Origin of the sequence: Xylanibacter ruminicola 23, from assembly GCF_000025925.1 — a bacterium.
Classification (GTDB): domain Bacteria; phylum Bacteroidota; class Bacteroidia; order Bacteroidales; family Bacteroidaceae; genus Prevotella; species Prevotella ruminicola.
In genome coordinates, this window is sequence record NC_014033.1 from 1,765,144 (window position 1) to 1,791,870 (window position 26,727).

Below are 26,727 nucleotides of genomic sequence, written 5' to 3' on the forward strand. Positions count from 1 at the left end.
TCAATCGAGATGGAACACCTCCTGCAGAGGCTTGGTTACAGGCGAGTTGTCGGGGTTCACGTCCATAATGTCGGCCATCATGTCCCACCATTTCTGGGTGATGGGATCCACGTTGTCGGTATCCTGCGAGTTGCCCTCGCCTTCGCACTCCTGATAACCAAACAGTATGTTGGTTTCCTTGTCCCAATAAATGCTGTAGTTGCTCACGCCGCCATCCTTAATCATTTTTACTAATTCGGGCCAGATGGCAGCATGCCTACGCTCGTATTCCTTTTCGCAACCGGGTTTCAGCTGCATCTTAAATGCAAATCGTTTCATTTGGTTTTACGTTATTATTTCTTCTTTAGGTACTTTGCTAATGCACTATGGTTGGCGCGCAGACCCTTGGCCACACACTGGGCGCTGGTTTTGGCACCCAGCAGCGATGTGTGGGTGTGGTCCTGCTTAAAGTATTTCTCGGCTTTGGCCTTGCTGCCACATTTCTGGTCGTAGAAGTCGGCAGCCAGATTGTGCAGATCCACAAACTCTACGCCCGTTTCCTTTACCACCTGACGGTACCAGGCACCATACGAGTCGTTGCGACGCTCTATCTTACCGCTCTCCCACTCGTTGCGCGGGGTGAGTGATACCAGAATAGGTGTAGCACCTTTTTCGCGTACGTCCTGAATAAACTTTTTCAGATACCAGCCAAAGCTGTAAACCACCTCGTACGAACCGTTCTGAAGGCGATATACATGACAGCTGTCCTGGCCTGTGGCGATGGCTGCACGATATTTGGGTGCATCGATGGCGCCCGTATCGTTATGACCAAACTGGATGAGCACGAAATCGCCGGGTTGCAAGCTGTTATACACCTGCTCCCAACGGCCCTCGTTCAGATAGGTACGACAGCTACGACCTGCCTTGGCGGCATTCACAATACTGATTTTGTTTTCATCAAACACCGTATTGGCCACGGCGCCCCAGCCCCACATGCCGTCCTTATCCTTATCGGCATTCTTCACGGTGCTGTCGCCAGTGATAAACACCACGGGCTTACCATCGGTACGGTCCACCTGCCAGGTGTTCAGTTCCACGTTCTGCATCATCGCCTTCAGCGGGTTCAGCGCAGGGTTGCGGCTGGCCATCAGGCCCTCGGCAGCCGAACGGGCATTCATCATCGCACCAAAACGACTGGTATGAATCTTATCCAGGAAGAAGTGGTAATCGGTTTTCCAGGCACCATAGCTATCCAGCTTTCGGCCCGATATCTCGTTCAGGTCGATAAAGGGCACGCCCTCTTCGGCAGCCACCTGCATCAGCCACTGGGTGTGAGGTTTGCGGATAATCTTGCCGTTCTCGTCGTAGGCATTGCGCGGGGTGAGCGACATCAGGATGGGGTTACCGCCCTGCGCACGTACATCATTAATATACTTACGCATGTAGCCGCCATAGGTATAAACGGTTTCGTGCTCGCCGGTCTCCTTGATCACCACCTGCAGCGAGTCATCGCCCACGCCGGGGATACTGGCACGCGCGCGGCCCTCGTCGTAGGGTCCGTTATCGTTATGGCCGATACTGATAATCACCCAGTCGCCCGGACGGATAGCCTGCTTGATGGGCTGCCACAACTTGTTGTAGAAGGTACGACTACTCATACCGCCAAGTGCCTGATTCTCAACGGTTATCTTATCGGCATTAAAGTATTCGTGTGCATAGTAGCCCCAGCCCCACTGACCGTTGTTACCATTACCCAAGGTACCCGTACGCATGGTTGAGTTACCTATCAGAAACAGCACGGGATTGTTACCTTTTCTACTCGAACCAGGCACGGGGCGTGCCGTCATCGCCTTGGCTATACTGTCGGGCGTGTTGTCCACCACCCCATTCACATCCTTTGGTGCCTCGGCCACCTGTGCCTGCGCGCCCAGCGCGCAAGCCATCATGCATAGTGCAAACAGTCGTTTCATCTTACAACACATCATCAAACGGAGCAGCACTTACACACTTCAGGTTCTTCTCTAACTGTGCGGTTGAGCTGGCACCTACCAATACCGATGTCACACCCTTCTGGTGCAGCACCCATGCCAGGGCCATCTCGGCCAATGTCTCATCGCGACTGGTAGCTATCTCGTTATATCTCTTCAGCTTGGCCAACAACTCGGGTGTCAGCATTTCCTCCTTCAGGAACTTACCCTTCGACATTCTGCTATCAGCTGGCACGCCATTCAGATAGCGATCGGTTAACAATCCCTGAGCCAGTGGCGAGAATGAGATAAAGCCCACGCCCTCTTCGGCACAGAAATCCAGAATGCCCTCTTCCATTGGTTCACGATCCAACATATTCAGTCGACCCTGATAAATCAACAACGGTACATCGCGCTCACGCAGATACTTGGCAGCAAATCGAGCTGCTTCGAGCGGCCAACGCGAAATGCCAATATACAAAGCCTTACCCTGGCGGACGATATCCACCAATGCCTGCAACGTTTCCTCGAGTGGTGTCTCCGGGTCGTAACGGTGACTGTAGAACAAATCCACGTAATCTATCTTCATGCGTTTCAGACTCTGGTCCAGGCTCGCCATCAGATATTTGCGGCTGCCCCAGTTGCCATAAGGTCCAGGCCACATATCGTAACCTGCCTTGCTCGAAATAAACAGCTCGTCGCGATAGGGTCGGAAGTCCTCGTCCATCAGTCGGCCCATCGTCTCCTCGGCCGAGCCATACACCGGTCCGTAGTTGTTAGCTAAGTCGAAGTGGGTAATGCCATGGTCGAAAGCATAATGTGTTATCTCGCGACTGCGCTCATAGGGGTCAACACTACCAAAGTTATGCCAGAATCCTAAGCTCACCTTTGGCAGCAACACACCCGAGCGTCCGCAACGCTCAAACTCCATCCCATTATCGTAGCGGTTCTTATCCGCAAAGTAATTTTCCTTCATAGATAGTTAATGTTTTAGTAATTTTGCTGCAAAGATAGCGAATAATTGCGAAACTCCATTAGGAATATCGTTCATTTTTGTACAAAATTGTATGTTTTGGCATAAAAAAATAACAGAGGCATGCAATCACTGCAGGCCTCTGCCGAATTATTCTACATTATTCTCTTTTAAAAAAATGGATTCTTTTTAGAATGGGATCTTATAGCCCAGAGTCAGCATAATCACGCTGTTCTTGTTTTTTCCTACATCCTTACCAACATTAGTAAGACCGAGGTTGTAACGGGCATCGACAACGAAATCACCAAACTCGTAGGCAGCACCCAGAGGAATTGAGAAATCAGTCTTGTTGCAGAGCTCCTTAAAGTCAAGACCTTCAGCCTTAGCCTTGGTCATGAAACCAACCTGTACACCAGCCTTCAGGGCCAAACCAGGAGCCACATACACGTTGGCCAGTACAGGCACGTTGATATACTCCAGATTGTTTTTCGTGCCGTCGGCCTTAGCACCCTGCTGGGTGTAGAGCAGACCAGCTGTCAGTCCGAAGTTGTCGGTGCACATATAGCCCACCTCGGCACCGGCCACCAGACCAAACTTCATGTCGTTGTCGTTGTTAGTCACAGTAGCTAGTGTAGCACCTACCATAGGCTTCAAGTATGCCTTACCAGCCACCTGGGCGTTAACAGTCACAGCTGCAATCATCATAGCAGCAATCATCATAAGCTTTTTCATAATCTTTCCTTGTTTGTTAATAAATAATATTGTTAATAGGATTGTTTCATCACCTTTTTAAGTTTCGTTTGCAAATTTAGACATTTCTTCGACACAATAGAACAATATTTGTGTTAATAAATATTAATCAACCCAAAATTCTCATATTTATGTCATAAAATTTGGATTTTCATAAAATACTTTGTATATTTGCAGCATTATTACTAACGACGGAACAATGACGAGAAACAATCTTTTGACACTATTACTGGGTATTTTTATCATTTTAACAGGCTGTACGAAAGACGGCGATACGATATACCAGATAAATCCTGACGAGGAGAAGCCAAGCACGGCTCCGCTCGTCACCGTGATCTATGGCCCTAACAGTCTGGGCGACCGCTCGTATTGCGACAAGATTTACAGGGGTATTGAAGCTTCGGCCACCAAACATGGCATCAGAACCCTACAGTTGATGCCTGAGAGTACGGAGCAGGGCCTGGCCTATCTCGAGATGATGTTCCAGCAGATGGAGAATGCGCAGGACAGTGTGCGCCGTCTGTTCATCACGCCCAGTCCCGTTTACGATGAGTTTATCCGTAAGAACAACCGCCGTTTGGAGAACAACCCTAATGCCGACCTGCTGTATATGGAGACCACTACTCCGCTTGAGGGCAAGGGCTCCACGCTCTACATCGACTATTACGGTGCGATGTATATGGCAGGATGCTTCAGCAAATATGCGTTCACTATTGATCTGTCGCTTTTGATACTGGCCAATCCTTACACGCAATCGGTGGTAGAGGCTGGAGAGGGCTTTGTGGATGGTTTTAACGATAGCGAAACTAAATGGGAATGGAAAAAACCAATCAAGATAAAGTATCTGAGCGACGAACCCGGTGGCGGATTCCAACTGGCTGACACCACTGCACTGCGCATATACCAAGAGGTTGCTAACAACGAGGAAGACGCTAATATTTGTGTGGTGCCCGTTTGCGGCGGTGCCATGAATGCCTTCTACCGCATCCTACCTCCTTTAAGTAAATATATATGCATTGATGATTATATCTCCCTGAATGGTCCATTTAACTACGGTAACGTCATCAAGCATATAGACAGGGTACTGGACGACTATATAGAGAAATGGTTAAACGCCACGATGCCCAAACACCAGACGTTTGGACTGGCTGATGGTGGCACGGAGTTCAATTTTGGCGAAGATTTCGGTTTCAAAGATTCAGTAGTGGACAGTGTGCGCCAAGTAGCCATCAGAAAGGAGGGGGAACGGTATGGTAAGTGAAAAGTTAAAAGTGAAAAGTGAAAAATTTGCTACCGCAATCCTAGGCTTCATTTTGATGCTGACTGGCTGTAAGAGTGAGGATGACGTGATAGTGTATAAGGACTCGCGTCGATGGGTGGAGAAGACGGTGGCTGTGGTGGCCCCATTGAACGATCCCATTATGAAGGCCCGACTGGAGCGTACGGCTGAGTGGATGCTCAGCAGTCTGCACAACGCCCAGTTGCACGACACGCTCTGCATCGACCTGAAACTGGAGTGGTACGATGAATACGGCACCGACCTGAAAGCGTTAGGCGAACGGTTGGCTAACCGTGATGACCTGATGGCCGTCATCGGCCCCTTCGACAGCGACAACGTTGACATACTGGCTCCCTACTGCCAGCAGACCCACAAGCCGCTCATCCTGCCCACTGCCACCTGCGAAACCGTGATACGCCGCTTTGCCATTACCAGCACGGGCGATGGGCAGCAGCCCTTCCTCTGGTCGCTCACTGAGACCGATGTGTCGCTCTCGGAGGTGATGTTGAGTATGTATGCAGCCAACATCCAAAGGGGCAAAATGTATGCTAAGTTTTCTGATTATTCCGCACTATTCACGCCCGACGGTAAATTCGGTCAGACATTCTTTGAATGGGGACCTTTCTCGGCTACCGAACTGGGCATAGGCTTCAAGTATAACGAGCAGTATTCCAGCCCGGACATGCTCATACAGAAAATGAAAGCGTATTACGATGATATCAGCGAAACGTTCGGCCTCTTGACTATACCTGCCTTTGTGGTTTTGGAGAAACCAGAGCCTCTTCCACAGATCAGGAGAATCCAAGCTCAACGTTGGGGGGGGATGGATATTATCGAAGAAATAAAGGAGTGGGAAGCTGATGGCGAGGATATCTTCGAATACAGCAAATCTTCTCTGTATAAATTAACAAACATGTTCTCACCCGTCTATTTTGTATTATCGAATCTTACTGATGAAGCGATAGCGGCATTCGATATATACGACAGGACCATTATAGAACTCTATGAGGGCTTCTCGCCCTATGCCGACCCGATGACAGGCTTTGAGATGAGCTACGAGGCGCGCTACAACACGAAGCCTACCTTTGCCGAGTGTAAATTCTACGATGCCCTGTTGCTCTCGGCCTTTGCCGCCAACTACATGGAGCACCATCAGGAGGTGGATAACCTCAACGACGCCATCATCGCCATCACCACCACCGACAACTTCCTGTCGGGCTATGCCTGGAGCGAAACGGGTATGGAACTATACCTTGCAGCCTTGGAGCAGGGACAACTCGTTGGCTTTAAGGGCGCTTCGGGTCCTGTGCAGTTCGACAAGGAGTGCTACACCGCAGCCCTCAACACCACCTATGTGAACTGGATGATTAGAGACGGGCATGTGTACCACTCGGGCTATTACAGCCGGTCGGGCAATGCCCAGACGGCGAAGACACTGGCCTCGTGGAACTGGTTGGTGGAGAATGCCGAGGAGATGTTCGACAATACCTACGGCAAGAACATGCCCCCCATCAACTACCCCACCCTTACCGATCAGTATGCTGTGCTGGTGCAGGGCAGTAACGGCTGGAGCAACTACCGCCATGAGGCCGACGTGCTGAACATCTATCAGATGCTGAAGGCTGGCGGCTACGACGACGACCATATCATATTGGTGAGTGCCGACGATGTAGCTAATGCCTCGGAGAATACCGACCGCGGTGCCGTGCGTACCGATCCTAATGGGGGCAATCTGCGCGAGGGCGCTGTGATAGACTATAAGAATGCCGACCTGACACCGGCCGACATCGTGAATATTCTGAAGGGCAACAAGACCGACCGTACGCCAGTGGTATTGCCCAAGGACGAGGGGCAGAACGTGTTCTTCTTCTGGAGCGGACACGGGCGCAGCAAGGCCACCAACGGTGTGAACGAGATGGCGTGGCGCGACGAGATGGCAGGCAACGGCATGACGGCCGACCTGCTGAGGCAGACACTGCAGCAGATGGCAACGCAGCAGCAGTTCCGCCAAATGCTGGTTTGCCTGGAGCCCTGCTACTCGGCCAATATGGGCAAGGCACTGGAAGGCATCCCGGGGGTGCTGGCCATCTGCTCGGCAGGGGCTTACGAACAGTCGTTTGCCGACTCATGGAGCAACGAACTGGGTGTTTGGATGTGCGACCGATTCAGTCGCAACCTGGTGGGGCATGTATCGGAGAACCCCGACGGCACCTACCGCGATCTCTACCTATACTGCGCCCAGCACACGCTTGGCTCGCATGTGGGTATCTACAACTACACCAACTTCGGCAACCTCTACACTACGAGCCCGAAGGATTTTTTTGTAAAACGTAAATAATGTAACGATATGAGAAAAAAATTATTATGGGTGCTGGTCATCCTTATTTGCGGATTGGCTACAGCAATTTTAACCGGCTGCTCGAGCGACGACGATAAGGCCGAGGCTAAGACAGAGGTAACGATGATGTACTACGTGAAGGTGACCGACGATGTGCTGAAAGTGGCCGACGTAGAGGTGAACTACGTGGACCAGACGGGCGCCAAGAAGAAGGAAGCGCTGACATCGGCTGAGTGGAAGAAAACTTTTAGTGCCAACGCACTACCACTTACCGAGGGCCTCTGGGCCAAGATTACTCCGAAAGCAGCCGTCGGCGCTGGTAATTATCAGCTGTACGTAACTACTGCTGCTGGCTATCAGGCCAAACTGCCAAGCGGCAAGACCATCGCCGACGCCTTTGGCAACGACCCCGAAGCAGCACCCACCGCTGCACAGACTGCCGCAGAGGTGGCTGTATGGTGCGCCAAGAGCGGCACAGTTGCTTTTACCGTCAGCCAAGAGGGCTATGCTAAACAGACGAAAGTGGATTTTGGAGGAAATGATGATTATGATGATGCTGATAATGGTCTGGCTACCTGGTTATGCGAGAAATTTATGAAATTTTGGGGTTACCCAATAAGTTATTGCGCAAGAAAATAACTATTAGGAATCATCCATGAGAAAGTTTCTGCTCTGGTTTCTGGCTGCGCTGCTGATGACTGCCTGTGGCGGGTGTTCAGCGACTGGCGACAAGGTTGACGGTGACGAGGTGACTGATGCCGACAGCCTTGTGGTAGGCGACCAGTTGCCAGAGTTTAAGGTTACGATGAGCGATGGCTCGATGGTGCGCACGGCCGATCTGCTGGGTAAGCCCTCGGTAGTGGTGCTGTTCTCCATCGACTGTATGGACTGCCGCCACCAGCTGCCACAGATACAGCGGCTGTGGGATATGAATCAAAAAAACAGTGTGATTCAAGGCCAGCGCATACCCATCGTGCTGATAGCACGTGAATGTACGGAAGAGGATATCGAGCCGTTCTGGAAGTTTTCCGAGTTCACCATGCCCTACTCGCCACAGCCCAACCGCCGTGTGTACTCGCTCTTCGCCCCTCGCGTAATCCCCCGCATCTATATCAGCGATGCACAGGGCATTATCCGCTACATGCATGTGGATATAGGCATGCCCACTGCCGAAACGATAGTTAATGAAATAAAGGAACTAAAACAATAGAACAATGAGAAAAAAATTATTATGGGTGCTGGCCATCCTTATTTGCGGATTGGCTACAGCAATTTTAACCGGCTGCTCGAGCGACGACGGCGGAGTAAAGCCTGAGCCCCAACCCGAGGCTAAGACCGAAGTAACAATGATGTACTATCTGAAGGTAAGCAACGATGTGCTGCAGGTGGCCGACGTAGAGGTGAACTACGTGGACCAGACGGGCGCCAAGAAGAAGGAAGCGCTGACATCGGCCGAGTGGAAGAAAACTTTTAGTGCCAACGCACTACCACTTACCGAGGGCCTCTGGGCCAAGATAACGCCTAAAGCATCGATAACCGAAGGCTCTTATCAGCTTAACCTCACTACAGCTGCTGGCTACGAGGCCAAACTACCTACTGGTAAGACCATCGCCGACGCCTTTGGCAGCAGCGCCAGCACAACACCCAGCACCGCCAAAACGGCCGACAACGTAGCCACCTGGTGCGCCCAGAGTACCGCCATTGCCTTTACGGTAGGAGCCGAAGGCTATGCCAAAACCGCCACCGTGGATTTCGGAGGCAATAGCCACACTGATACCTCATCGCTGTTTCCCGATTGCTTTACTCTCTCGAGTATATTTAATTTCAATTCATATAACTGCAACGAAGAAACAAACAACGAGAAAGCAGGTACTTTGAACGATTACGACGTTAACGACAACCGCCTATGGTGGTAACATAAAAACCCAAACGATATGAAACATATAAGCATAACCGCACTCGCAATAGCAGCTATCATGATGGCTGGCTGCACTAACGGCTACGACGATATGATGCCGCAACAGCCCGGACAGCAGGCACAATCAGCCAACCGGGTAGTAACGCTTACCACCACCGTTGGTTTCGACGGCAGTGCACAAACGCGCAGCCTGTACGACGACGGACTGAAGATATTTGCCATAGGCGACAAGATAGCCGTGGCTTACCAGAACACCAGCGGCGAGATGGTGAAACAGGAAGTAACCCTTGCGCTGGCCGACATTAAGAACAACGGCAAGTACGCCCGACTGACGATAACAGCCACCAACCCACAGAGCGATGGCAAACTAAGGATAGTGTACCCTGCCAGCATGGCCAACGACGACGGCACGGTGGATATGAACCAGATATACAACGAGCAGGACGGCACACTGGCCACATTCGGCAATAAATACGACGTGGCCGCTTACGATGGTAAGCTGGATGGCGCGGCACTGCCCAAAAACGCACCACTAACCAACCAGCTAGCCGTTTGTAACTTTACCATCAAGGACGATGGTGATGCATTCATAACCAGTAGCATTACCAAACTTACCATCAAGAACGGAAAGGATGTGTATCACGTTACCACCTCGTACTTAAACAACATCTGGGTGGGTATAAAGCCCATCACCTCGGGTGATATCGAGATCTATGCAGCCAAGCGCAAAGAGCTGTACCGCAAAAAGGTTACCAGCAACACCAGCCTTGCTGCCAACACCATCACCCCCATCAACATTAAAGTATCGCTGATTGAGGGTGCCACATCGGGCTTGTTCACCGCTAACGAAGATGGCGACCTGATTTATTTCTCACGGGGTAACCTGACAACGATGTACACCAGCCACTGGAACAATTGGAGCTTTGCCGATAAGCAGTACGGCTATATAGGCGAAGCACCGGGCAACACCTGTATCGACGACCGCTATTATGGCTGCGTGGTCGACCTTTTTGGCTGGAGTACAAACGCCAACACCAACTATTTTGGCGTTAACGTGAGCGATGAAGACGAAACTTACATGGGCGACTTTTACGATTGGGGAATAGCCGACATTCGTAATGGCGGCGGCAGGAACAAGTGGCGAACACCCAGCGCTACGGAGTTTACCCACCTGCTGTTTCAGCGCTCGGGCACAACTATCAACGGCGTAAGCAACGCCCGCTTTGTAAGGGCCTACATCGGCAATTACAAAACAGGTGGTCTGATTCTATTCCCCGATCACTATGTGCATCCTGACGAGCTGAAGTTGCCCGGATCGCAATTTATCAACAACAGAGCACACAGCGAGGCAGATGGCGCTGGAACATACGACTTGTATACGACTTTCGAATGGTTGCAAATGGAGGCCGCAGGTGCGGTGTTCCTGCCCGCTGCAGGATTGCGCGTGGGTACCGAAGTGGCCGTGAGATACTACGGGCAGCGACAAGGCTACCATACATCATCCATATACACTGGCGACTACGTTTGGACCATGGGCACCGACCTGCGACGCTTAGGTAGCAGCACCGAGTGCAGTTTCGAAACCGGTATATGGGAAAAGAACCGCCACGTAGGCTGCTCGGTACGCTTGATAGGCCCTGTTGAGCAGTAAGCATTGTGCTTTTTCTTGCTCACGTTCAAAATCGTTTGATTATATCAATTCGGGTATAATTTTAAGTAATTACAACAAAATTATACCCGAACAGATATAAAAACCTTTCGCAGATCCGAGCGCTTCTGATTATGCTATAGTTGGTTTATAAACTCTATAATGGTTATTACTGCAAGCTTTGGCCAGGGGATGTTTTTCAGTACATCAAAATGCTTATCGTTAGTAACGATATACTCTGCATTGGCAGCAATAGCACAATCAACGAACTTATTATCATCTGTATCTGATGTTATTAGGCCAAAATGGTAAAAAGAATCTTGAAACAAAGTCGTACTTAATCTTGCAATAGCTTCTACAACATTGTGGGCAATCTCTCTTGTTGTTTTGCTAGATATTATCTCTTCATATTCGTTCAATATCTCAGTATTAACGCACAGTTGTATTTGCCCATCAAGTATATCTGCCCATATCTTATGATACGGGCTGCTAGAGGGGAGCGACTGCAGAAGGCAGTTGGTATCAAGAACGATTCGCCTCATACTTGTAAGGAGTTCTCATATGTTCTTTGCCCCACTCTTCGATAGTGTCATTGTTAATGGCACCATTATCCCATAAAGCATCAATCGCTTTTTGGGCTTTGCCGGCGAAGTATTTCGCTAACATGTTTCTGAACTCAATCAGTTCCGATTCGGATTTAATGCTATTAATAGCATTCATGAGTTCCATTTGTGCTAATTCACTATACGACATAATATTTTCCTTTCTTGCTATTCGGTTGCAAAGATAGAGTTTATTTTTGAAAGTTCCAAGTTTTTGGGGACTTTTTGTACATAAAACGGTGATCCCGATCTGACAGATATAAACCAGTGCCCTGAATCAGGGCAGTGGTTGGGGGATGCCGTCGCGATTCGCGACACTGCCCGGTTTTAGCAGGGAATCCGCGTGAACTGGCAGAAAACAGCTTATCCTACAGAGTAATCCCTTTCGCAGAGTTATCGCTTAACGAACAAAGAGAGCCGTGCCGCGGGGCATGGCTCTCTGATTGTTTCTACGCTTGGATGAAGGCTACTTTGTGGCGGTTCTTTGACGAGGGGGTGCTGGGGCGGACGGCAAAGTGCAGCCACACGGCACCGTAGCGATTCTTTTCTATCAGCAGCTCGTCGAACTCCTGCTGCGATTCCCGGGCGTAGGCCAGCAGGATGGCGGCATAGGTGATGGCTTGCTCCATGCCGCTGGTACGGATATCGGCCACGCATATTCTTGCGAAGATGGTCTAACGAACCGTTACGCCAAGGCGGAATAACTGCTGTCCTGACAGCGTTATCTATATTTTTAAGTTCAAGTGCTCTGCGCCGCCACGGCGCGGGCACTTTTTTTATTAGAAGTATTCTCTTACGGCAAATTCAAATTGCTCGATGAATATTTTCTTGAAAGCATAAAGGTTGTTCTGCTCGTAAAAAATAAGCATTGCCTTTTTGTAATCAATAGAGTCAACGGAACGAAAACTTAGTGGACAATAGCCATTGGCTATCAGAATGGCATTGCTGGTGATGCGGGCTGTGCGTTTGTTGCCATCCGCGAAAGCCTGAATATATGATAGAAGCACGAGGGTAAGGAGTGCTTTCTCAAACACATTTTCTTTACTATTGATCAAGTCACACGTGTCATGCAGAGCCTCACGAATCTGGAATTCATTATCAAGCGGATGATAATTGGTACCAGTGATTCCCACACGACGATGGCGGATACCTCTGTCGACAGATAATTCTTTGGTAAGTAACTGATGAATGTCTTCGATATGGCTGATTGTCAAATGTTGCAGATAATCAGGATTGTCGAGCACAAATCGTAAGGCATCTTTATGATTAAGCAGCATCACAGCTTCTTCTTTTGTCTTTCCGTCAGCAGTCTTACTCTCTCGCAGCAGGCGCTCTGTCTCAAGAAGCGAATAAGTATTTCCCTCTATTTGCGATGATTTCCAGCTGAGGTCGATACCCAAACGTTCCATCTCTTTGCGGTATTCGTTTTCTGTCATTTCACTAATGTGCTGCTTGAACTCTGCCTGCAGTTCATTCAGAAGCGCTATCTCATCGTCGGTAAAAAGCGTTACAACTGGGAGCTGTTGACGAATCAAATCAAAATTGAAAGAAGTCTGCACCTGTCGTTTATCCTGATCCTGCGAAAAATAGGTATCCAAATTTAGTGGCATCAGTAAGTGAGCTTGATCTGATAACCGATATCGAGTTGCGCGAGCCTTTCCTTCTACAACGATGCTGCCGTCTTTTACGCCCGACGCAATCATACGTTTCATGGTGGCATCACTACCTTCAAAGGCGATACCCTTTGCTATATCATCACGCGTAGATAGGGGATGATAGTGCAGATACTGTAATAATTCTCTTGCTATATCCATAACTAAGTTCACGAAATCGGTGCAAATATAGTGATTTTTCCCTAATTATCGGCTCATTTTGAGCTTAAAAAAGCATAAATAGCAACAGTTTTGAGCCGATTTAACCTGAACCTCGCTTAACGAACAAAGAGAGCCGTGCCGCTGGGGCATGGCTCTCTGATTGTTTCTAGGCTTGGATGAAGGCTACTTTGTGGCGGTTCTTTGACGAGGGGGTGCTGGGGCGGACGGCAAAGTGCAGCCACACGGCACCGTAGCGATTCTTTTCTATCAGCAGCTCGTCGAACTCCTGCTGCGATTCCCGGGCGTAGGCCAGCAGGATGGCGGCATAGGTGATGGCTTGCTCCATCCCGCTGGTACGGATGTCGGCGGCGCAACCTGTCAGATGGTTGCTGGTGGGCGCTCCCCCAACCTTCCGGTTCAACTGCGGCGAGCGATAGCCCGAGTTGATCACAATAGATCGTCCGGTCCGTTCTCTCAGCGCTTCCAGCCATGTGCATAGGCGTTTTAGATTTGCTATCGCCTCATGGCTAGGGATGTTATACACTTCGGGATGACTACTACTCTTTGTCATCTCACCTAGAGTGAAGTGCTCGGAGAGGTTTGCATTACTGTTTAACTGAACTATGGATTCCATAATGTTTAATGTTTAATCTTTAATGTTTAATTTACCTTTCTCTTCTTGTTCACGTTCAGTGGTGTACTATGGGGGAAGGCCTGGCTGTAGGCGCTGTCGAGGGCTTTCAGATCTATCTTGTAGTAGCTGATGACTGTACGTACAGCTACAATAGCGCGCAGCAGTTCGCGGTGCTTGCGCGGATAGAGACTGGGCTTTGGCAACTCGTTCCAGCCCTCCTGCTCGCACAGGTGGCACACGTGCCAGATAAAATCATCATTGGCCTGTGGGCCGAACCACAGCTTCAGTATGTTACGTATGCAGTAGCGTTTGCACTGCATGCCAAGCAGGCGCCTTGTGCGCTCCAGCCGTAGCCAGAGCTGCACAAAGCATTCGCGGGTATTATCTACTTGTATCATAGGTTGGCGTATTTTTGTTTAAACTGTTCGGTTTTACAATAGCGACGACTCACCTCGTCGTACACCAGATGACCGCGGGTTTGCCATTGGCGCAGGGCACTATCGCCATCGCCTTGCCTGCCTTGCTGCTGGCGCATCAGCATATACTGCTCGCGGGTAAACTCATCGGGCAGCAGGCGCAACAGGTTCTTGGGGCCCGAGCGGCGCTGTATCTCAACTTCCTCGCGCAACTCCTTCTCCAACTGGTCGCCAAAGTACAGCATCTTGCACCACAGGTTGTACTGCTCGCTCCAACGCACAAAGTCGGCTATCGTCTTGTCCCATCTATAGCCGTGGGCCACATACAGCAGCATGCCTTTTAGCCACGAGATAACGTTGGCACGATACGACAGCACGCGATAGGCCTCACTCTCGAACAGCTTGGCAGCCTCCTTGTTTTCTATACGGATATCGAGCGAGAGTTTCTTGGCCTGCGGGCACTCTATCAGTCCGTTGGCAGCCTCCAACCGGTCGATATAAGGCTTCAGTTCGGCAGCAAACTGCTCGTCGTAGATGCCCTGTATGGGCGGCTCGTCGTCGTCATCATCGTTGCGGATGATGGTGGCCACATCCAGTCGGCCCACGGTACCATCGTTCACCATCTTATAGAAGAACTTACGGGCGTTTGGCGGCGTGGTGCTGGCGTTAAAGTTCCATCTGAGCGGAGCAATACCACTCACGCTATCGGCACCCACGCGCTCCTGACCAGCCAGCGAATTATCAAAGGCCTTACGTATCAGCAGCCCCACCTCATCTACCGAGTTTTTCGATGTCACCTTCTTCAGCGCCTCTACCTCATCTACGATGGTAAAAATGTAGCGCTGCCCGTTGTTGTGGGCATCCACTATGCGCTGGTTAAACACGGCATCGGTCAGGTTATCAATCAGCATCTGTATGCAGATATCAGCGGGGCGCGGGTCTTTTTTCTGCTTGCCGGTGGGGTTCTTGCGTTTCCACTCGGCCTCACGCTCGCGGTTGGGCTGGTCGCGCTGTCGGATGTCCTCCATGATGTAATCGATGGGCTTTTTGATGCTGCCCTTACCGATGGATTGGCGACCCACCAGCAGATTCATAAACGTGGCCTCGTGCTCCACGTTGTCCCAATAGCGGAATTTCACACCGTGCAGATGCGCACCCAGCGCAGGAAATACCGCACTGGCCACGGCTGGTTTGTAATACCATGGCACGTTTTTGGTTAGCAGCTTTATCAGCGGTGGCAGCTTTTTGGGCATGGGTGGCGGTGCGGTCATGGTGCCGCCACAGGCCTTGATGCCTGCCTGCGATTTAAGTGCTTGCAGCACCTGTTTCAGTCGGTACGGCATACCCTTACGCGGTTCTTTCAGGGCGTTCTCGATGGTTTTCTGATACTCGTCCATATCGTCCTGGGTGCAGGTGCCATCAGGTGCAGCCCAGTAGTTGGGTATCACCTGCATCAGCTGCTCCAGATCGTAGCCGCAGATGCTGCGGATGGTAACGGCCAGCTCGAAGGTAAGCGCATTCCTATCGCCCACCGTAGGCACCTTGCCGCCATTGTACAGCTCCCAGTACTTGGCAATAATCTCGCCAAACGCCATGCCGTTGTAATCTTTTTGCAACGGAATACAGGACTTTAGGATTTTTCCTTCGTGCGTTGTCGTGACTGGGGACTGGTACCTGTCACAGGATGTGACTGGCCCTGTCCCCTGTCGCGAGAGGTAACCGATGTTTTCGAACTGTCACACTGTATCACTGTATCAACCTGTTCGGCCTCCTCAAATATCGCATCATCCAGATACAGCAGTTCGGCCTCTGTTGTAGTAAAGAACACGCGGGTGATGTCCTTGGCCCCACTATCATAAGCTACAGATATCAACTCACTCGCCCATTTCAGGTTCTCCTCCTGACTCAGTTCGGGCCTTCGCGCAAACACCAGGTGGTAGCCACCGCCACGGGCACTCTCCTCCATCATCTTCAATCCCAGCTCATCTTTCTTGCCCAGGATGCGCTCACGAACGGCAGGCATTTCATCGGGTGTCAGGTGGTCGATATCCATACCCACGGTGGTGCTCATACGGGTGCTGCCCTTCAGGCTGCCATCCTCGTTAGGTAAGCAGCTGTAGTTCATCTGCAGCAGCTTGTGTTTCAAAGTCTCCTCGCCATTGCGGATACGCGCCACCAACTGCTGCTGCTCGCCACCATTTCGCAAAGCCAGATACTCCTCTCTCGTTAGGACGGGACGCATCATCTTCGCCCCATCCTTTATATAAATTACATGTACACTCATAGTTTTTCATTTTTTTTGCAACGGATAACAGGACTTTACGATTTTTCTAATCAATCTTGTCAGTCCTGTAGTCCGTTGCTAAATTTATTTATCAGAAATTGGGGTATCCCAGTTTTGCGTTCAGGAATCTCACGCCATCAAGGGTCCAGGTCATGTAAACCTTTACCTTCTTCTGGCCCTTTAAACTATAGGATACGTGCGTGCGCAGGCGTGTAAGGTTGCGGTCGGCCAGATCGTCGCTGATGTTCCAATGCCCATCGCGGCGGTACTGTATGCCCATATCGCGCAGTATGGCGTTAAAGTCGTAGGTAGTCATGTTAAACGTCTTAGCCACCTGCGTAGCCGTCAGCGTATCCTCGGCGGGCTCGTTCAGCATGCGCAACCCCTCGCCGATAATCTCATCGGCCAGCGCCAGAATCTTCTTCGGACTTGGCAGTGCCAGCTGCTGCTTACGTTCCAGCTCCTGCAGTTCCAAGTGTTCCCAGCGCAGCACCAACTTGGCACGCTGCTCATCGTTAAACTTCGTGGCGATGTAGAGGCACTCGGTTTTGGTTAGCTGATAGCAGGGGGCGTGACGAACGGCACCATTGCCGATTTTTACCTCTCGGAACATCAGCGCAAATTTTCGCCCATGTACTTTTTCCCAGGCCGGCTCCATGTTTCGGATAGCCTTCATTAAGTCTTTGTGTTGCTTACCTGTCAGCTCAGCAATTTCGAGCGACGTAATTGTTTGTACCTTATTAATATTTATAATCTGTGTCATAATTTTGAGTTGTTTAAGCGAGAAGAAGTTTCGGAAATCCGATGGCCATCTTCACGTGAAGACTTCCTCTGCTCCAACTCATGGGTTTTACATTATTTATTAAGCTTTACGATATCAGTGCAAAGTATCTCTTGGAACACTTGGTTCTGATATTCGTGAGTAGAGAAACGAAGTGTGGCTGCCACCACATCACCTTCGTAGAACCTGCACGCCGCCAGATTGCCCAGCATAGCGCACACATACTCGTTTTCGAACTTTGATCCACCCATCTCGCGCAGCACAATGTTGCACTTCTGGATGGTACCGTTTTCTGTTTTCGACGACTGTACGCCAAAGGCCTCGCCCTGGCGTACTACTTTTAAAATTTTTGTTTCCATAATTACAAAAATGTTGTGTAAGGTTTGTATTTACCATACCCTTTGCGTTTATAAATTGGTTTGTATCAGCATGTCAAAGAACGTGCAAACCGAATACAAAGCGAAAGCTTGCTTTCAGGCTTTGTTGAGGTGCAGCCGTTTTTCGAGGTGCAGCCTCAATGAGCACCGTCAATCAATGTTTGACGCTGCAAAGATAGGCACAAAAAAGAGGTGCATGAAACAATGCCATGCACCTCTGTAGGTAATTCTGTAAGTTCTGTAACTTATTCTGTAAGAGTTTGTAGTTTTAGCCGCTTGCTTACCTCGTTTTTATAGGCATCAACCAGCCGCAACACACGCTGCTTTGCCCCCTGCTGTTCCCATTTACCAACGGCCAGTCGCATGTAGGGATTATGCCGAAAGGTGTTAGATATCAGTCCCTCTACACAACCGAAGTCGCGCTCAAACTGACTCATATTGTCAGCATACTGAAAGCAATCGCGGCACACCCCGAAGATAACAGCCATCGAGCTGTCACCCCAAAAGAAATCGCGAACCTCGTCCACACTCTCCACTAGCATCTTCACCTCGGGCACATCACTCTGCTGGGACATCACCTGATGGTCGCCCACGCGCACCTGCGCCTTATCTACCGAAAGATTCACCACCTCGTTGTCGTGAATGTCGACATACGATCCTTGCACATAAATATTATTTCCTGCCATAGTTTTTATAGTTTTATATACGGGTTACACTACTGTTATCGTGGATGTCGTTATAGTTGCCAGCCACATTCACCACCTTGGGTTCCAACTGCTCATCATCGAGATGCGAAAGTTCCTCCATAATATCCTCGGGAAAATCCATCTGGGCACTGGCACACAACTCGGTAAACACCATTTTGGCAGCCTCGCGCTTAGCCAGATTCTTGCGCTTTGATATCTTGAGATAGCTGCGCATAGCCTTCAGGATATCGACTTGCGGCGATTTGCGCGCCACCCCGGCAGATAGTTTATTAAGCTCCGACAGTTTTACCTCGGCGGCTTGGCGTTGGGCCCTCTCGTCCTGCAGTTCGCTGTTAAGACGGTCGATTTTCGTGAGCAGCTCGTCTGTCAGTTCCATCAGTCGCACCAGGTTCAGTTTCTGTTCCAGTTTCTCTTTCATTTGCTCGATGTCGTTTTCGAGCATGCGCCTGGCACCATCCTGCCAAGCTTTCAAGTCTTCGTAATTCTGTTCCATATTCTTTTTTAGTTTTGAGATTTAATGATATCCGATACCAGCTCGTTGAGAGCCATGATCAGAACGGTTATGAAAAATACATTTGCCATAATTATTTGATATATTTGTTTGATAAAATTTGGTTTTGGTTGCAAAATAAAAAACGAGATGTATCAGAACGCGATACACCTCGAATATTTTAATATCTTTTAAGACCTTCGGCAAATTTCTGCCGCATCTGTTCGCGCACATCGGGCGGCGACAGCACCTCGATGCCAGCACCGTGAGATAGCAGCTGACTCAGGAAATCGTGCGTAGGACGGATATCAAACGTAAAGTCGGCATAGCTTTCGGCAGTGGCCACCTCGCGTTGTGAGTGGTGCAACGGCAGGGTGCGCAGGTAGTTGGGTGTGTAATCGTAAGCGCGTATCACCACATGGGCCATGGGCGTGTCGGTAGTCAACACACCGAAGTATTCCGAAAAATAATCCTGAGGCGAGAAATCGTCGGGCATTTCGAACAAATCATCTGTAGTTGAGAGCTCCGATATGCGATCGAGCGCATAGATGCGCAGCTGCTGCTCATCGTTCAGCGCCAGCAGGTACCAGCGCTGGTGAAACAGCTTCAGGGCGTAGGGACACACCGTTTTTACATAGCCCTCGCCATTAAACTTCTGGTAGCCCATACGCAGGCGGCGGCCCGTGTGGAAAGCGTGTATGATAGTGCTGAGATACTCGGCCCCAGAGGGGATGTTCTCAAGCACCATACGCTCTTTCAAGCCCACACTCTCGGCCAGCACACCATGCACCGAGAGCGTATTGTACAGCCAGTGCGCAATGCTACCATTGGCAAGCACATCGGCATTTCGGATACTATATTTATAAGTAGATGAGTCGGCCTCGATGATGATGCCGAACATGTCGAAGATGGAGCGGCGATGACGGGTAAGCGTGCTGCGCGTTAGCTGATTACCGTCGGTAACCCCATCATCACGCCACTTGCGGTCCAGTTCGTCAAGTGTTAGCGCACGGTGCACCTTAAGCGTGTTGATAAGCCAAATATACTGGTGAAAAATCTGAGCTGGTTTCATGCCTGCAAAGGTACAGTTTTTCTTTGGATTATTACGATTTTGGCCGTATTATTTCTTTGGATTTTCCCAAATAACAAAAAAAGTGCCCCTCGCCTCGCGACGAAGGGCACTTGAACTTAGAATTACGATAACGTTTATTTTGTAATAATCAATCGTTCCAATCACCAACGGCAGTCCAGGTTGCCCAGGTTGAAGGCATTAATGCATCCCAGCTTGCTTTATTTGTTGTAGTGGTGTGCAACTTAGCACCAGTTGCCGTGCAACCATCGAACATTTGATAACATTCATGATTCAAACTTGTATATGCAGCCTTCACATAAGCAGTGGTCAGGCTGCTGCAGCCATAGAACATTCTATTGTAGCAGTCTCCTTTCAGCTCCGTGGCGGGCAGGGCGGGTGCTGTAGTCAGGCTGCTGCAGTAACTGAACATGCCAGAGTAGCAGTACTCCTTCAGCGTCGTGGCGGGCAGCGCGGGCGCTGTGGTCAGGCTGCTGCAGTTATAGAACATACTATTGTAGCAGTTGTCGGCCAGGGCCGTGGCGGGCAGCGCGGGCGCTGTGGTCAGGCTGCAGCCCTGGAACATAGCATAGTAGCAGTACTCCTTCAGCGTCGTGGCGGGCAGCGCGGGTGCTGTAGTCAGGCTGCTGCAGCCATAGAACATGCCATAGTAACAGAAGGTGGCCAGCGTCGTGGCGGGCAGCAGCAGGCCGCTGGCGTCGGTCAGTTTGGCGTTAGTATCGAATAATAAGGTGAAAGAAGCCCACCCCGTCAGCGTGATGTTTGTGGCAAAATTTGTCTCGTCCACCAGACTCATGATGTTGCCATACACTTTTATATCAGCCGTGCCGCCAGTAATCGTGGTGCCGTCATAACTTGTAATAGTGGTGCCGTTTCCATAGAACGCTACCTTGTCGCCTACAGCCACGTCGATAGGAGTGCCGTCAGGTACAGCCGTCTTAGCGCCACCGTTCAGCGAATACTGCATGCCTGCCTGCGGATACGAAACCTTAATCGTTCCAGCCGTGAGTGCCTCCAGTGTGAGCGGTGTGCTCAGCGTTGGAACAATGGTTACCTCAACAGCCGAAGCAGCAATCTCGCTGTCATTATAGCCAGTGTTACCCTTGGCGTAGTACCATACGTAGTAGGTGCCTACCCCGAGGTTTGCTGCCGTGGGCACTGTGGCACTGAAGCCATCGGTAGTGGTGGGCTTCGCGTTAGTCTCAGTCACCTGATACATCATCGTGCCGCCATCGGCCACGCCTGCTGTAACAAGGGCTGTGGTTGAGCCAGTTACGATGTAGCCCGCTGTAGCCTTCGGAGCGGTGGTGATAGTAGCAGCTGGGAGGGTGGCTGGTTTAACCGTCAACTTGTATGATTTTGAATCGGCCTGGAAAATCTTTTTGCCGCCGGTGCTGTAGCCAGTGGCCGTAGCGGTGATGGTGGCTTCGCCTTCGGCAATGGCGGTCACCATGCCCTCGCCATCAACGGTGGCTACCTTGGTATCGCTCGAGGTATATTCCACCACGGCTGTGATCACCGAGATGGCCTTGCGCCTGTAGGTGTCGCCTACCTTGATTGTTACAGGCTTGTCGCTCATAGAGAGATAAGCCGGTGTGGGATTGTCTTCGCTGGCGAAGATGTCGTCGCAAGCCGTAAAGAGCACAGCCAGGCAGCACATCAGCGATGCCTGCAGCAGTCTTGAAATACTTTTCTTTGTCATGATTGATCGTTTTAGAGAATTATTATATGTTATTACGTAAAAATTTCTTTATCATCAGATATCGGCTACAAAGGTAAAAAATTTTCAGCTGCTTTCACCCTCCACTGAGTTAAATCTTGTTAATCTGATAGATGTTTCTAAGTTTCGTAGCACAAAAAAAACGCCGACATCCCTTTAAAATAAGCAGATATCGGAGAGAGAAAAAACAACAGGTTGATACAGTGTTACAGTGTGACAGTTAGAAAAACGAGGGTGTGATGGTGCAAAAGTATATCTATATTATTATATATATAAATATATATAATAATATAGCAGTATATACAGCAAGGGAGGGGCGAGAATTTTAACTGTCACACTGTATTTTTGTGCGGATGATTCGTGAACCGCAATCAAAATATCGTACCTTTGCAGTGTTGAAATGAAATGAGACTGATGGCGGCCGCGCGCGGCAAAAATATTTCCCACGTGCACTAAGAAATTCTCCCACACGAGGGCGCTAGAAGCTCATTAAACATGAAACATTAAACATTAAACATTAACTATTAAAATTATTTTTACAAACTTAAAATTTAGCATTATGGCACTGAAAGTTAAAGCACAGGAAAAGTTGCAGAAGATTGGCAAGTATGAGGGTACTTATCGCTACATCATGATGCCGGAGTTGTACACCTCTCTCAGTCAGGACAAGGTGATTAAGGAGGCTGCCCTGCGCAGCGGAGTTAGCAAGGGTATTATGCAGGCCTGCTGGGATGCGGCTGGCGAAGTGATTAAGGCTTGGGCCACAGAGGGTCACTCGGTTGCGCTGCCAGGTTTGGGAACCATGCGATTCGGTATCCGCGCCAAGAGTGTAGCCAAGGTGGACGAGGTGAAAGCCGGACTGGTAACCAGTCGCCGCATTATCTTCACCCCAGCGGTGGATCTGAAGGAGGAGCTGGCAGGCACGGCCATCCAGATTACCTGCTACGACCGCGATGGCAAGGAGATTAAGCGCGTGACCAGTACCGACCCAGGTACGGTTGAGGATCCCGATCAGCCATCGAATGGCGGAAATACCAGCGGCGGTGGTAATACCGGTGGCAACGGTGGAAACCACAACGAACCGATCGGAGACTAAGGGCTGGGGCTTAGGCCCCACCCTATCCATTGACCATTGACCATTAAACATTAAACATTAAAAGCTATGACAAAGAAAGAAACATTGAAGTTTATCGTGCAGATGATTGCAAGTATCGCAACGGCGATAGTAACGGCGCTGGGCGCGACATCGTGTATGGGCGCCATGTAAAATAGCCAAGGACCTGCACTTGCGCGGCCCGCCACGCATACTGCAGCAGGCTCTATTACCCTCAGGTTTCAAATCGAAGCCTGGGGGGATTTTTTGCAGCCCTATAAATTATCCCAACGGTTACAATAGGGCTCAAGTATTTTGAGGGGAACCTGAAGTTCGGTGGCCGTTGCTCGCCAATCTTTAATGGCGGTACGTACCTGATCTATGATTTCAGAGGCCTCCTGCTGTTCAAACATATAGCTACCCGAGGCGTGGAGCAGAGTGTTGGCATCCGACTGCTCGGTGTATTGGTCGATAAGCAGGCATTGATGCAACTTTGTACCTGGGTTTATATCGTAGGCAGGTGAGAGCGTCCACCCTTTCGGAGTAAGCAAGAAACCGTGATTGCGAAAGTGGTCGTCGGTATTGCCAAACATCACGTTAAACGCCACTCTACGATATAGTTCTCTGAGGTTCTGCTGTACGTCAACACATCCCTGAAGAATGAAATCTACGATGTCTAAATAACCATTACCTGTACTACTGCCGGCACCATCGTCGAAACCAAGCAACGACATAGCTGAAGCAAAATGTTTACGACGGCCATCGGCAGTTCTGTCGAAACGTTCAGAAAGCAACAGATGGCGATCTTTTGAAATCTTGATGGTATGGGTATTGGCCACGTTGATACCAGCTGCAGCTGCTAGCCTGTGCGAGAAATGCTCGATAAGTTCGGTGTTCTCCAAATCCTTCTTCGAAGGGAACTTAGCCACATAGAGTTTGCCGTCGGCATCTATGACATTGGCTTTGGGGCGGGCACCACCAAGCGATGTTCCTGGGTCGATCAACTGGTCGATCCAACGCTGCTCGGGCAACTCATTACGTTCTTCGGCCGACTCGATTTCATGACAGGCATCGCACAGGGCTCGAAGACTTTCAATGGGAGGCACTAGGAATTTTGCAGAATCGTTCATGTAGCTATCACTATCTTCATCTCTGTAGCGTATGCCGCCCATACGTGTAAAATCCTCAATACCCGTAAGGTAATCAAAGTTGGTAAGCATACGCACAGGTCTGCTCTCAGCTTGTGCTTTCAGGCGCTCTCTGCGGTCGAGCAACAAACGTCCCCAACGATCGGGAAAAGAGTCCTTCACGAACCCAAACACACTATCTGCACCACGAGGATGCTGCAACGAGGGCACATTCATCAGGTCGCCACTCAACATGATACCGCCATGCTTTTTCAGCCATTCGCGCGAATACTCAAATACAAAGTGATCTTTGCCACGAATACGTTCGTAGCCTAACGTTCCTATTTCTTGGGGAGTGGCAAGAAAGTCGAAATCTGCGAATACCGTAATCTTTTTCATTTGCTAAGCAATTCTGCATCCTGAAGCTGACGGCCGAGTGCATCGTCGGCAGCAAGCAACGAGATATCCTTTTCAAGATTTAGCGCAAAGAGCACACGCGCATAGATACCCATGGAAACCGTAGGGTCGCCATGTTCCACCTTCGAGACAGTCAGTCGTGTAACCGTTGCCCTGTCTGCTACGTCCTGCATAGAGAGATGCCTACGCTTACGTGCCAGCATAATCTGTTCGCCCATAAGTTGCAACTGCTGAGCCAAAGCCCTCGGCATCGTCTTTCCGAATGTATTCTTTCCCATAATTGTATCTTATCGGGTGCAAATATAAACAAAAATGTTTAATATAACAAACATTTTGCAAGTTTTTTGAATTTATCAGTACTGCTCTTCGTGATCGTAGGTGGATGGGATGTGGCGGATGAGCTTGTGGGCTGCGGCCTGGGCCATGGCCTCGTAGGCGCGCTCGCTGGGGTGCAGATGGTCGCCACTATCAAAACCGTCGGCAAAGGCCTTGGGGTTAGTGGCACAGCGCACGGCGGCATCGAAATCGATACAGCCATCGAACACAGGCGAGGTGCGCAGCCACTCGTTAAACTCGCTGCGCATGGCGTCGCGCTTCTCGTTATAGGTACGCCAGCCATAGATGGGCAGCAGGGTACCACTCCACACCTTGAGGCCCATGGCCTTGGCGGGCTTTACGTAGATATCCTCTACGCCGCGCTGCATCTCCTCGACAGTAGGCAGGTCGCTCCAGGGGCGGAAGGGATTCACATCCTCGCCCACGGGGTGGATGATATCGTTGATGCCGTGCTGGATAATCACATCGGTGGCACCGGCCACACGCATCTCGATGGGGAAACGGGTGGCGCCTTTTAAGCCATAAGCCTGATAGGTAATACAATCGTACTGGCGCAGAATGCGGGTACCGCTAACGGCGCGGCGGATGATGGACACGTTGGTGCCAAAGGCGAGCTGTGCCAGATAATCGGGCCACGACTGGGCGGTGATAGAGTCGCCATAGCACACTACAGCGTGGTTATCGGGCGATGTAAGTACATCGATGGTGTTGAGGAAATAGAACCAGTTGGTATGGCGGGTAAGGTCGAGAGGCAGCTCGTCGGCCTCGGCAAAATCGCCATAGGCATAGAAGCCTTTCGACAGCGGACCGGTGATGAGGGTGCCGCTATTCATCTGGGTGAAATCGGCCAGATACATGCTTACATCCACGGTATCGCCACGATGAACGGCGTAGCTGATGGCATCGCTCTCAACCTCGTTACCAGGCTGCAGCGTAACGCTGATGGCACCGCCAAAGGTAATGGGGGTGTGACCTACAAACACCTTCGAAAGGGTTACGGGTTCGGTGCCTGTGAGATTGGAGAAACGGAAACGCAAGGCGCTACCTGCAAACGGCATGCGTACAGGGTAACGCAAGGTGAGATTCTTGGCATATACGGCCTCGCGACGGTCGGTAATCGAGGTGGCATTACCCCAACAGGCCACCCACTTTAAATCGGTATTATTCATATCAGTATGATTTGTAATCACTTAACCAAGTTTCGACATAAAACGCTCGCGATCCACCACGAATCGCAGATGACTACCCTCGCCTATCAGCACATCGCCCTGATAGGCCGAAACCTTGAACTCGATCTTCTTGCCATCCACCTTCACCACTTCGGCAGTAGCGGTAACTGTGTCGCCCACCTTAGAGGGTTTGAGGTGCGACGAGGCGATATGGCCGCCAACGGTGGTACTACCCTCGGGCAGGGCATCGGCCACAGCCAGCATGGCCGCATTCTCCATCAACGCCATCATAGCGGGCGTGGCCAGCACAGCCATATCGCCCGAACCAATCTTAACGGCGGTAACATCATCGGTTACCACCAAAGTGCTTGTATGTTTTAATCCTACTTCGATCATTACAACTAAACTTTTGTTAATCTTTGGTGCAAAAGTAGTAAAATTACATTAGAATAATGTATCTTTGCAGTCCATTTTAATAAGAATTGTGAATTAGACTTAGAAGAAAACTACAAACATGAGTAAAATTGAAAGAGAAAAGCAGACCGTAAGAAAGATGATTGAACTTTATTGTCGCCATCATCTGCATCAGGAAACAATGACAGAAGAATACCAGCATCTGGCCGACTATGCGTGCCAACGACTGGACCACTGCCGATTTGGCGAGAAGAAAACGGTTTGCAAGCGATGCCCGATACACTGCTATGCCCCACAGGAGCGCGAAGCCATACGTAAGGTGATGCGCTGGACAGGCCCCAGAATGATGATATATGCACCGAAAGCTGCTATCATACATACTTATTATATGTTGAAAAGATAAT

31 protein-coding genes are annotated in these 26,727 nt (G+C 50.1%); 9 read left to right on the plus strand and 22 right to left on the minus strand.

From position 1 onward, the window contains the following. The 4 genes from rhaM to PRU_RS07620 form a co-directional block, all read right to left on the minus strand. The gene (gene rhaM, locus PRU_RS07605; protein ID WP_013064159.1) at positions 1-318 is read right to left on the minus strand and encodes an L-rhamnose mutarotase; all 318 of its coding nucleotides are present in this window, start codon (positions 316-318) and stop codon (positions 1-3) included. Positions 319-332: 14 nt separating this feature from the next. Then, the gene (locus tag PRU_RS07610; protein WP_224083035.1) at positions 333-1,949 is read right to left on the minus strand and encodes a rhamnogalacturonan acetylesterase; all 1,617 of its coding nucleotides are present in this window, start codon (positions 1,947-1,949) and stop codon (positions 333-335) included. A gap of 1 nt (position 1,950) precedes the next feature. Continuing rightward, positions 1,951-2,922 (minus strand): aldo/keto reductase, encoded by a 972-nt coding sequence (locus PRU_RS07615; protein ID WP_013065569.1) that lies wholly within the window; start codon positions 2,920-2,922, stop codon positions 1,951-1,953. Positions 2,923-3,108: 186 nt separating this feature from the next. After that, entirely contained in the window at positions 3,109-3,651 is a 543-nt protein-coding gene (locus PRU_RS07620) for a porin family protein (protein ID WP_041385922.1), read from the minus strand. 235 nt (positions 3,652-3,886) lie between these two features. Between PRU_RS07620 and PRU_RS07625 the strand changes: the two genes are divergently transcribed. Genes PRU_RS07625 through PRU_RS07650 form a run of 6 tightly spaced genes read left to right on the plus strand, consistent with a single transcriptional unit; the run spans position 3,887 to position 10,855 of the window. Beyond that, positions 3,887-4,930: a hypothetical protein gene (locus PRU_RS07625; RefSeq protein WP_143040046.1), complete on the plus strand. Its 1,044-nt coding sequence runs from the start codon at positions 3,887-3,889 to the stop codon at positions 4,928-4,930. A 10-nt stretch (positions 4,931-4,940) separates the two neighbouring features. After that, the gene (locus PRU_RS07630; RefSeq protein WP_224083036.1) at positions 4,941-7,286 is read left to right on the plus strand and encodes a C13 family peptidase; all 2,346 of its coding nucleotides are present in this window, start codon (positions 4,941-4,943) and stop codon (positions 7,284-7,286) included. Positions 7,287-7,295: 9 nt separating this feature from the next. Continuing rightward, on the plus strand, positions 7,296-7,925 hold the full coding sequence (locus PRU_RS07635; RefSeq protein ID WP_013064427.1) for a hypothetical protein: 630 nt from the start codon (positions 7,296-7,298) through the stop codon (positions 7,923-7,925). Between the two features lie 16 nt (positions 7,926-7,941). Continuing rightward, positions 7,942-8,496 (plus strand): TlpA family protein disulfide reductase, encoded by a 555-nt coding sequence (locus tag PRU_RS15295; RefSeq protein WP_049769108.1) that lies wholly within the window; start codon positions 7,942-7,944, stop codon positions 8,494-8,496. A 4-nt stretch (positions 8,497-8,500) separates the two neighbouring features. Then, entirely contained in the window at positions 8,501-9,202 is a 702-nt protein-coding gene (locus PRU_RS07645) for a hypothetical protein (protein WP_013063439.1), read from the plus strand. 18 nt (positions 9,203-9,220) lie between these two features. After that, a complete protein-coding gene (locus PRU_RS07650; protein ID WP_143040045.1) occupies positions 9,221-10,855 on the plus strand; it encodes a hypothetical protein in 1,635 nt (544 codons plus the stop codon). A gap of 134 nt (positions 10,856-10,989) precedes the next feature. Here PRU_RS07650 and PRU_RS07655 read toward each other — a convergent pair whose 3' ends face one another. The 14 genes from PRU_RS07655 to PRU_RS07730 form a co-directional block, all read right to left on the minus strand. Beyond that, on the minus strand, positions 10,990-11,394 hold the full coding sequence (locus PRU_RS07655; RefSeq protein WP_013063922.1) for a putative toxin-antitoxin system toxin component, PIN family: 405 nt from the start codon (positions 11,392-11,394) through the stop codon (positions 10,990-10,992). After that, positions 11,375-11,605 carry a hypothetical protein gene (locus PRU_RS07660; protein ID WP_049769109.1) on the minus strand — a complete coding sequence of 77 codons (231 nt, stop codon included), beginning with the start codon at positions 11,603-11,605 and terminating at the stop codon, positions 11,375-11,377. Before PRU_RS07660 ends, PRU_RS07655 begins: the two co-directional genes overlap by 20 nt. A gap of 298 nt (positions 11,606-11,903) precedes the next feature. Then, positions 11,904-12,083 (minus strand): hypothetical protein, encoded by a 180-nt coding sequence (locus tag PRU_RS07665; RefSeq protein ID WP_224083037.1) that lies wholly within the window; start codon positions 12,081-12,083, stop codon positions 11,904-11,906. A 150-nt stretch (positions 12,084-12,233) separates the two neighbouring features. Then, a complete protein-coding gene (locus PRU_RS07670) occupies positions 12,234-13,268 on the minus strand; it encodes a Fic family protein (RefSeq protein WP_013064254.1) in 1,035 nt (344 codons plus the stop codon). Positions 13,269-13,434: 166 nt separating this feature from the next. Next, positions 13,435-13,902: a D-Ala-D-Ala carboxypeptidase family metallohydrolase gene (locus PRU_RS15675; protein ID WP_013065290.1), complete on the minus strand. Its 468-nt coding sequence runs from the start codon at positions 13,900-13,902 to the stop codon at positions 13,435-13,437. 26 nt (positions 13,903-13,928) lie between these two features. Next, a complete protein-coding gene (locus tag PRU_RS07680; RefSeq protein WP_041385933.1) occupies positions 13,929-14,300 on the minus strand; it encodes a hypothetical protein in 372 nt (123 codons plus the stop codon). Continuing rightward, positions 14,297-15,934, minus strand: a complete 1,638-nt coding sequence (locus PRU_RS15305; protein WP_148214885.1) for a hypothetical protein — start codon at positions 15,932-15,934, stop codon at positions 14,297-14,299. Before PRU_RS15305 ends, PRU_RS07680 begins: the two co-directional genes overlap by 4 nt. A gap of 14 nt (positions 15,935-15,948) precedes the next feature. Continuing rightward, complete coding sequence (locus PRU_RS16285) at positions 15,949-16,602, minus strand: hypothetical protein (protein ID WP_041385938.1); 654 nt, start codon at positions 16,600-16,602, stop codon at positions 15,949-15,951. Between the two features lie 91 nt (positions 16,603-16,693). Beyond that, positions 16,694-17,365, minus strand: a complete 672-nt coding sequence (locus PRU_RS15310) for a phage regulatory protein/antirepressor Ant (protein WP_013064706.1) — start codon at positions 17,363-17,365, stop codon at positions 16,694-16,696. A 92-nt stretch (positions 17,366-17,457) separates the two neighbouring features. After that, positions 17,458-17,742 carry a hypothetical protein gene (locus tag PRU_RS07710; protein WP_013063710.1) on the minus strand — a complete coding sequence of 95 codons (285 nt, stop codon included), beginning with the start codon at positions 17,740-17,742 and terminating at the stop codon, positions 17,458-17,460. A gap of 263 nt (positions 17,743-18,005) precedes the next feature. Beyond that, positions 18,006-18,446: a hypothetical protein gene (locus PRU_RS07715; protein ID WP_013064650.1), complete on the minus strand. Its 441-nt coding sequence runs from the start codon at positions 18,444-18,446 to the stop codon at positions 18,006-18,008. 13 nt (positions 18,447-18,459) lie between these two features. Continuing rightward, entirely contained in the window at positions 18,460-18,960 is a 501-nt protein-coding gene (locus tag PRU_RS07720) for a hypothetical protein (protein WP_013063847.1), read from the minus strand. A gap of 178 nt (positions 18,961-19,138) precedes the next feature. Next, on the minus strand, positions 19,139-20,029 hold the full coding sequence (locus PRU_RS07725) for a helix-turn-helix transcriptional regulator (RefSeq protein ID WP_013063413.1): 891 nt from the start codon (positions 20,027-20,029) through the stop codon (positions 19,139-19,141). A gap of 148 nt (positions 20,030-20,177) precedes the next feature. Beyond that, positions 20,178-21,749: an Ig-like domain-containing protein gene (locus tag PRU_RS07730; RefSeq protein WP_013065374.1), complete on the minus strand. Its 1,572-nt coding sequence runs from the start codon at positions 21,747-21,749 to the stop codon at positions 20,178-20,180. A 577-nt stretch (positions 21,750-22,326) separates the two neighbouring features. Here PRU_RS07730 and PRU_RS07735 point away from each other — a divergent pair. Both PRU_RS07735 and PRU_RS16085 read left to right on the plus strand, forming a co-directional pair. Then, the gene (locus PRU_RS07735; protein WP_013063914.1) at positions 22,327-22,863 is read left to right on the plus strand and encodes an HU family DNA-binding protein; all 537 of its coding nucleotides are present in this window, start codon (positions 22,327-22,329) and stop codon (positions 22,861-22,863) included. A 66-nt stretch (positions 22,864-22,929) separates the two neighbouring features. Then, positions 22,930-23,034, plus strand: a complete 105-nt coding sequence (locus tag PRU_RS16085; protein WP_157054458.1) for a smalltalk protein — start codon at positions 22,930-22,932, stop codon at positions 23,032-23,034. A 101-nt stretch (positions 23,035-23,135) separates the two neighbouring features. Here PRU_RS16085 and PRU_RS07740 read toward each other — a convergent pair whose 3' ends face one another. From PRU_RS07740 to PRU_RS07755, 4 genes are all read right to left on the minus strand, one after another. Beyond that, positions 23,136-24,386 (minus strand): type II toxin-antitoxin system HipA family toxin, encoded by a 1,251-nt coding sequence (locus tag PRU_RS07740; protein ID WP_013063303.1) that lies wholly within the window; start codon positions 24,384-24,386, stop codon positions 23,136-23,138. Continuing rightward, positions 24,383-24,682 (minus strand): helix-turn-helix domain-containing protein, encoded by a 300-nt coding sequence (locus PRU_RS07745; RefSeq protein ID WP_013065100.1) that lies wholly within the window; start codon positions 24,680-24,682, stop codon positions 24,383-24,385. The genes PRU_RS07740 and PRU_RS07745 overlap by 4 nt, the downstream gene beginning before the upstream one ends. A 75-nt stretch (positions 24,683-24,757) precedes the next feature. Then, positions 24,758-25,909, minus strand: coding sequence for a GDSL-type esterase/lipase family protein (locus tag PRU_RS07750; protein ID WP_013064498.1), 1,152 nt, complete (start codon positions 25,907-25,909; stop codon positions 24,758-24,760). A gap of 21 nt (positions 25,910-25,930) precedes the next feature. After that, a complete protein-coding gene (locus PRU_RS07755) occupies positions 25,931-26,305 on the minus strand; it encodes a thioesterase family protein (RefSeq protein WP_013063810.1) in 375 nt (124 codons plus the stop codon). Positions 26,306-26,423: 118 nt separating this feature from the next. Here PRU_RS07755 and PRU_RS07760 point away from each other — a divergent pair, with 118 nt between their 5' ends. Next, positions 26,424-26,726: a nitrous oxide-stimulated promoter family protein gene (locus PRU_RS07760; protein ID WP_013063220.1), complete on the plus strand. Its 303-nt coding sequence runs from the start codon at positions 26,424-26,426 to the stop codon at positions 26,724-26,726. The last annotated feature ends 1 nt before the right edge of the window (position 26,727 follow it).

Coding starts and splice junctions, on each gene's coding strand:
- rhaM (WP_013064159.1), bottom strand. CDS start 318: ATGAAACGATTTGCATTTAAGATGCAGCTGAAACCCGGTTGCGAAAAG.
- PRU_RS07610 (WP_224083035.1), bottom strand. CDS start 1,949: ATGAAACGACTGTTTGCACTATGCATGATGGCTTGCGCGCTGGGCGCG.
- PRU_RS07615 (WP_013065569.1), bottom strand. CDS start 2,922: ATGAAGGAAAATTACTTTGCGGATAAGAACCGCTACGATAATGGGATG.
- PRU_RS07620 (WP_041385922.1), bottom strand. CDS start 3,651: ATGAAAAAGCTTATGATGATTGCTGCTATGATGATTGCAGCTGTGACT.
- PRU_RS07635 (WP_013064427.1), top strand. CDS start 7,296: ATGAGAAAAAAATTATTATGGGTGCTGGTCATCCTTATTTGCGGATTG.
- PRU_RS15295 (WP_049769108.1), top strand. CDS start 7,942: ATGAGAAAGTTTCTGCTCTGGTTTCTGGCTGCGCTGCTGATGACTGCC.
- PRU_RS07645 (WP_013063439.1), top strand. CDS start 8,501: ATGAGAAAAAAATTATTATGGGTGCTGGCCATCCTTATTTGCGGATTG.
- PRU_RS07650 (WP_143040045.1), top strand. CDS start 9,221: ATGAAACATATAAGCATAACCGCACTCGCAATAGCAGCTATCATGATG.
- PRU_RS07655 (WP_013063922.1), bottom strand. CDS start 11,394: ATGAGGCGAATCGTTCTTGATACCAACTGCCTTCTGCAGTCGCTCCCC.
- PRU_RS07660 (WP_049769109.1), bottom strand. CDS start 11,605: ATGTCGTATAGTGAATTAGCACAAATGGAACTCATGAATGCTATTAAT.
- PRU_RS07665 (WP_224083037.1), bottom strand. CDS start 12,083: ATGGAGCAAGCCATCACCTATGCCGCCATCCTGCTGGCCTACGCCCGG.
- PRU_RS07670 (WP_013064254.1), bottom strand. CDS start 13,268: ATGGATATAGCAAGAGAATTATTACAGTATCTGCACTATCATCCCCTA.
- PRU_RS15675 (WP_013065290.1), bottom strand. CDS start 13,902: ATGGAATCCATAGTTCAGTTAAACAGTAATGCAAACCTCTCCGAGCAC.
- PRU_RS07680 (WP_041385933.1), bottom strand. CDS start 14,300: ATGATACAAGTAGATAATACCCGCGAATGCTTTGTGCAGCTCTGGCTA.
- PRU_RS16285 (WP_041385938.1), bottom strand. CDS start 16,602: ATGAGTGTACATGTAATTTATATAAAGGATGGGGCGAAGATGATGCGT.
- PRU_RS15310 (WP_013064706.1), bottom strand. CDS start 17,365: ATGACACAGATTATAAATATTAATAAGGTACAAACAATTACGTCGCTC.
- PRU_RS07710 (WP_013063710.1), bottom strand. CDS start 17,742: ATGGAAACAAAAATTTTAAAAGTAGTACGCCAGGGCGAGGCCTTTGGC.
- PRU_RS07715 (WP_013064650.1), bottom strand. CDS start 18,446: ATGGCAGGAAATAATATTTATGTGCAAGGATCGTATGTCGACATTCAC.
- PRU_RS07720 (WP_013063847.1), bottom strand. CDS start 18,960: ATGGAACAGAATTACGAAGACTTGAAAGCTTGGCAGGATGGTGCCAGG.
- PRU_RS07725 (WP_013063413.1), bottom strand. CDS start 20,029: ATGAAACCAGCTCAGATTTTTCACCAGTATATTTGGCTTATCAACACG.
- PRU_RS07730 (WP_013065374.1), bottom strand. CDS start 21,749: ATGACAAAGAAAAGTATTTCAAGACTGCTGCAGGCATCGCTGATGTGC.
- PRU_RS07735 (WP_013063914.1), top strand. CDS start 22,327: ATGGCACTGAAAGTTAAAGCACAGGAAAAGTTGCAGAAGATTGGCAAG.
- PRU_RS16085 (WP_157054458.1), top strand. CDS start 22,930: ATGACAAAGAAAGAAACATTGAAGTTTATCGTGCAGATGATTGCAAGT.
- PRU_RS07740 (WP_013063303.1), bottom strand. CDS start 24,386: ATGAAAAAGATTACGGTATTCGCAGATTTCGACTTTCTTGCCACTCCC.
- PRU_RS07745 (WP_013065100.1), bottom strand. CDS start 24,682: ATGGGAAAGAATACATTCGGAAAGACGATGCCGAGGGCTTTGGCTCAG.
- PRU_RS07750 (WP_013064498.1), bottom strand. CDS start 25,909: ATGAATAATACCGATTTAAAGTGGGTGGCCTGTTGGGGTAATGCCACC.
- PRU_RS07755 (WP_013063810.1), bottom strand. CDS start 26,305: ATGATCGAAGTAGGATTAAAACATACAAGCACTTTGGTGGTAACCGAT.
- PRU_RS07760 (WP_013063220.1), top strand. CDS start 26,424: ATGAGTAAAATTGAAAGAGAAAAGCAGACCGTAAGAAAGATGATTGAA.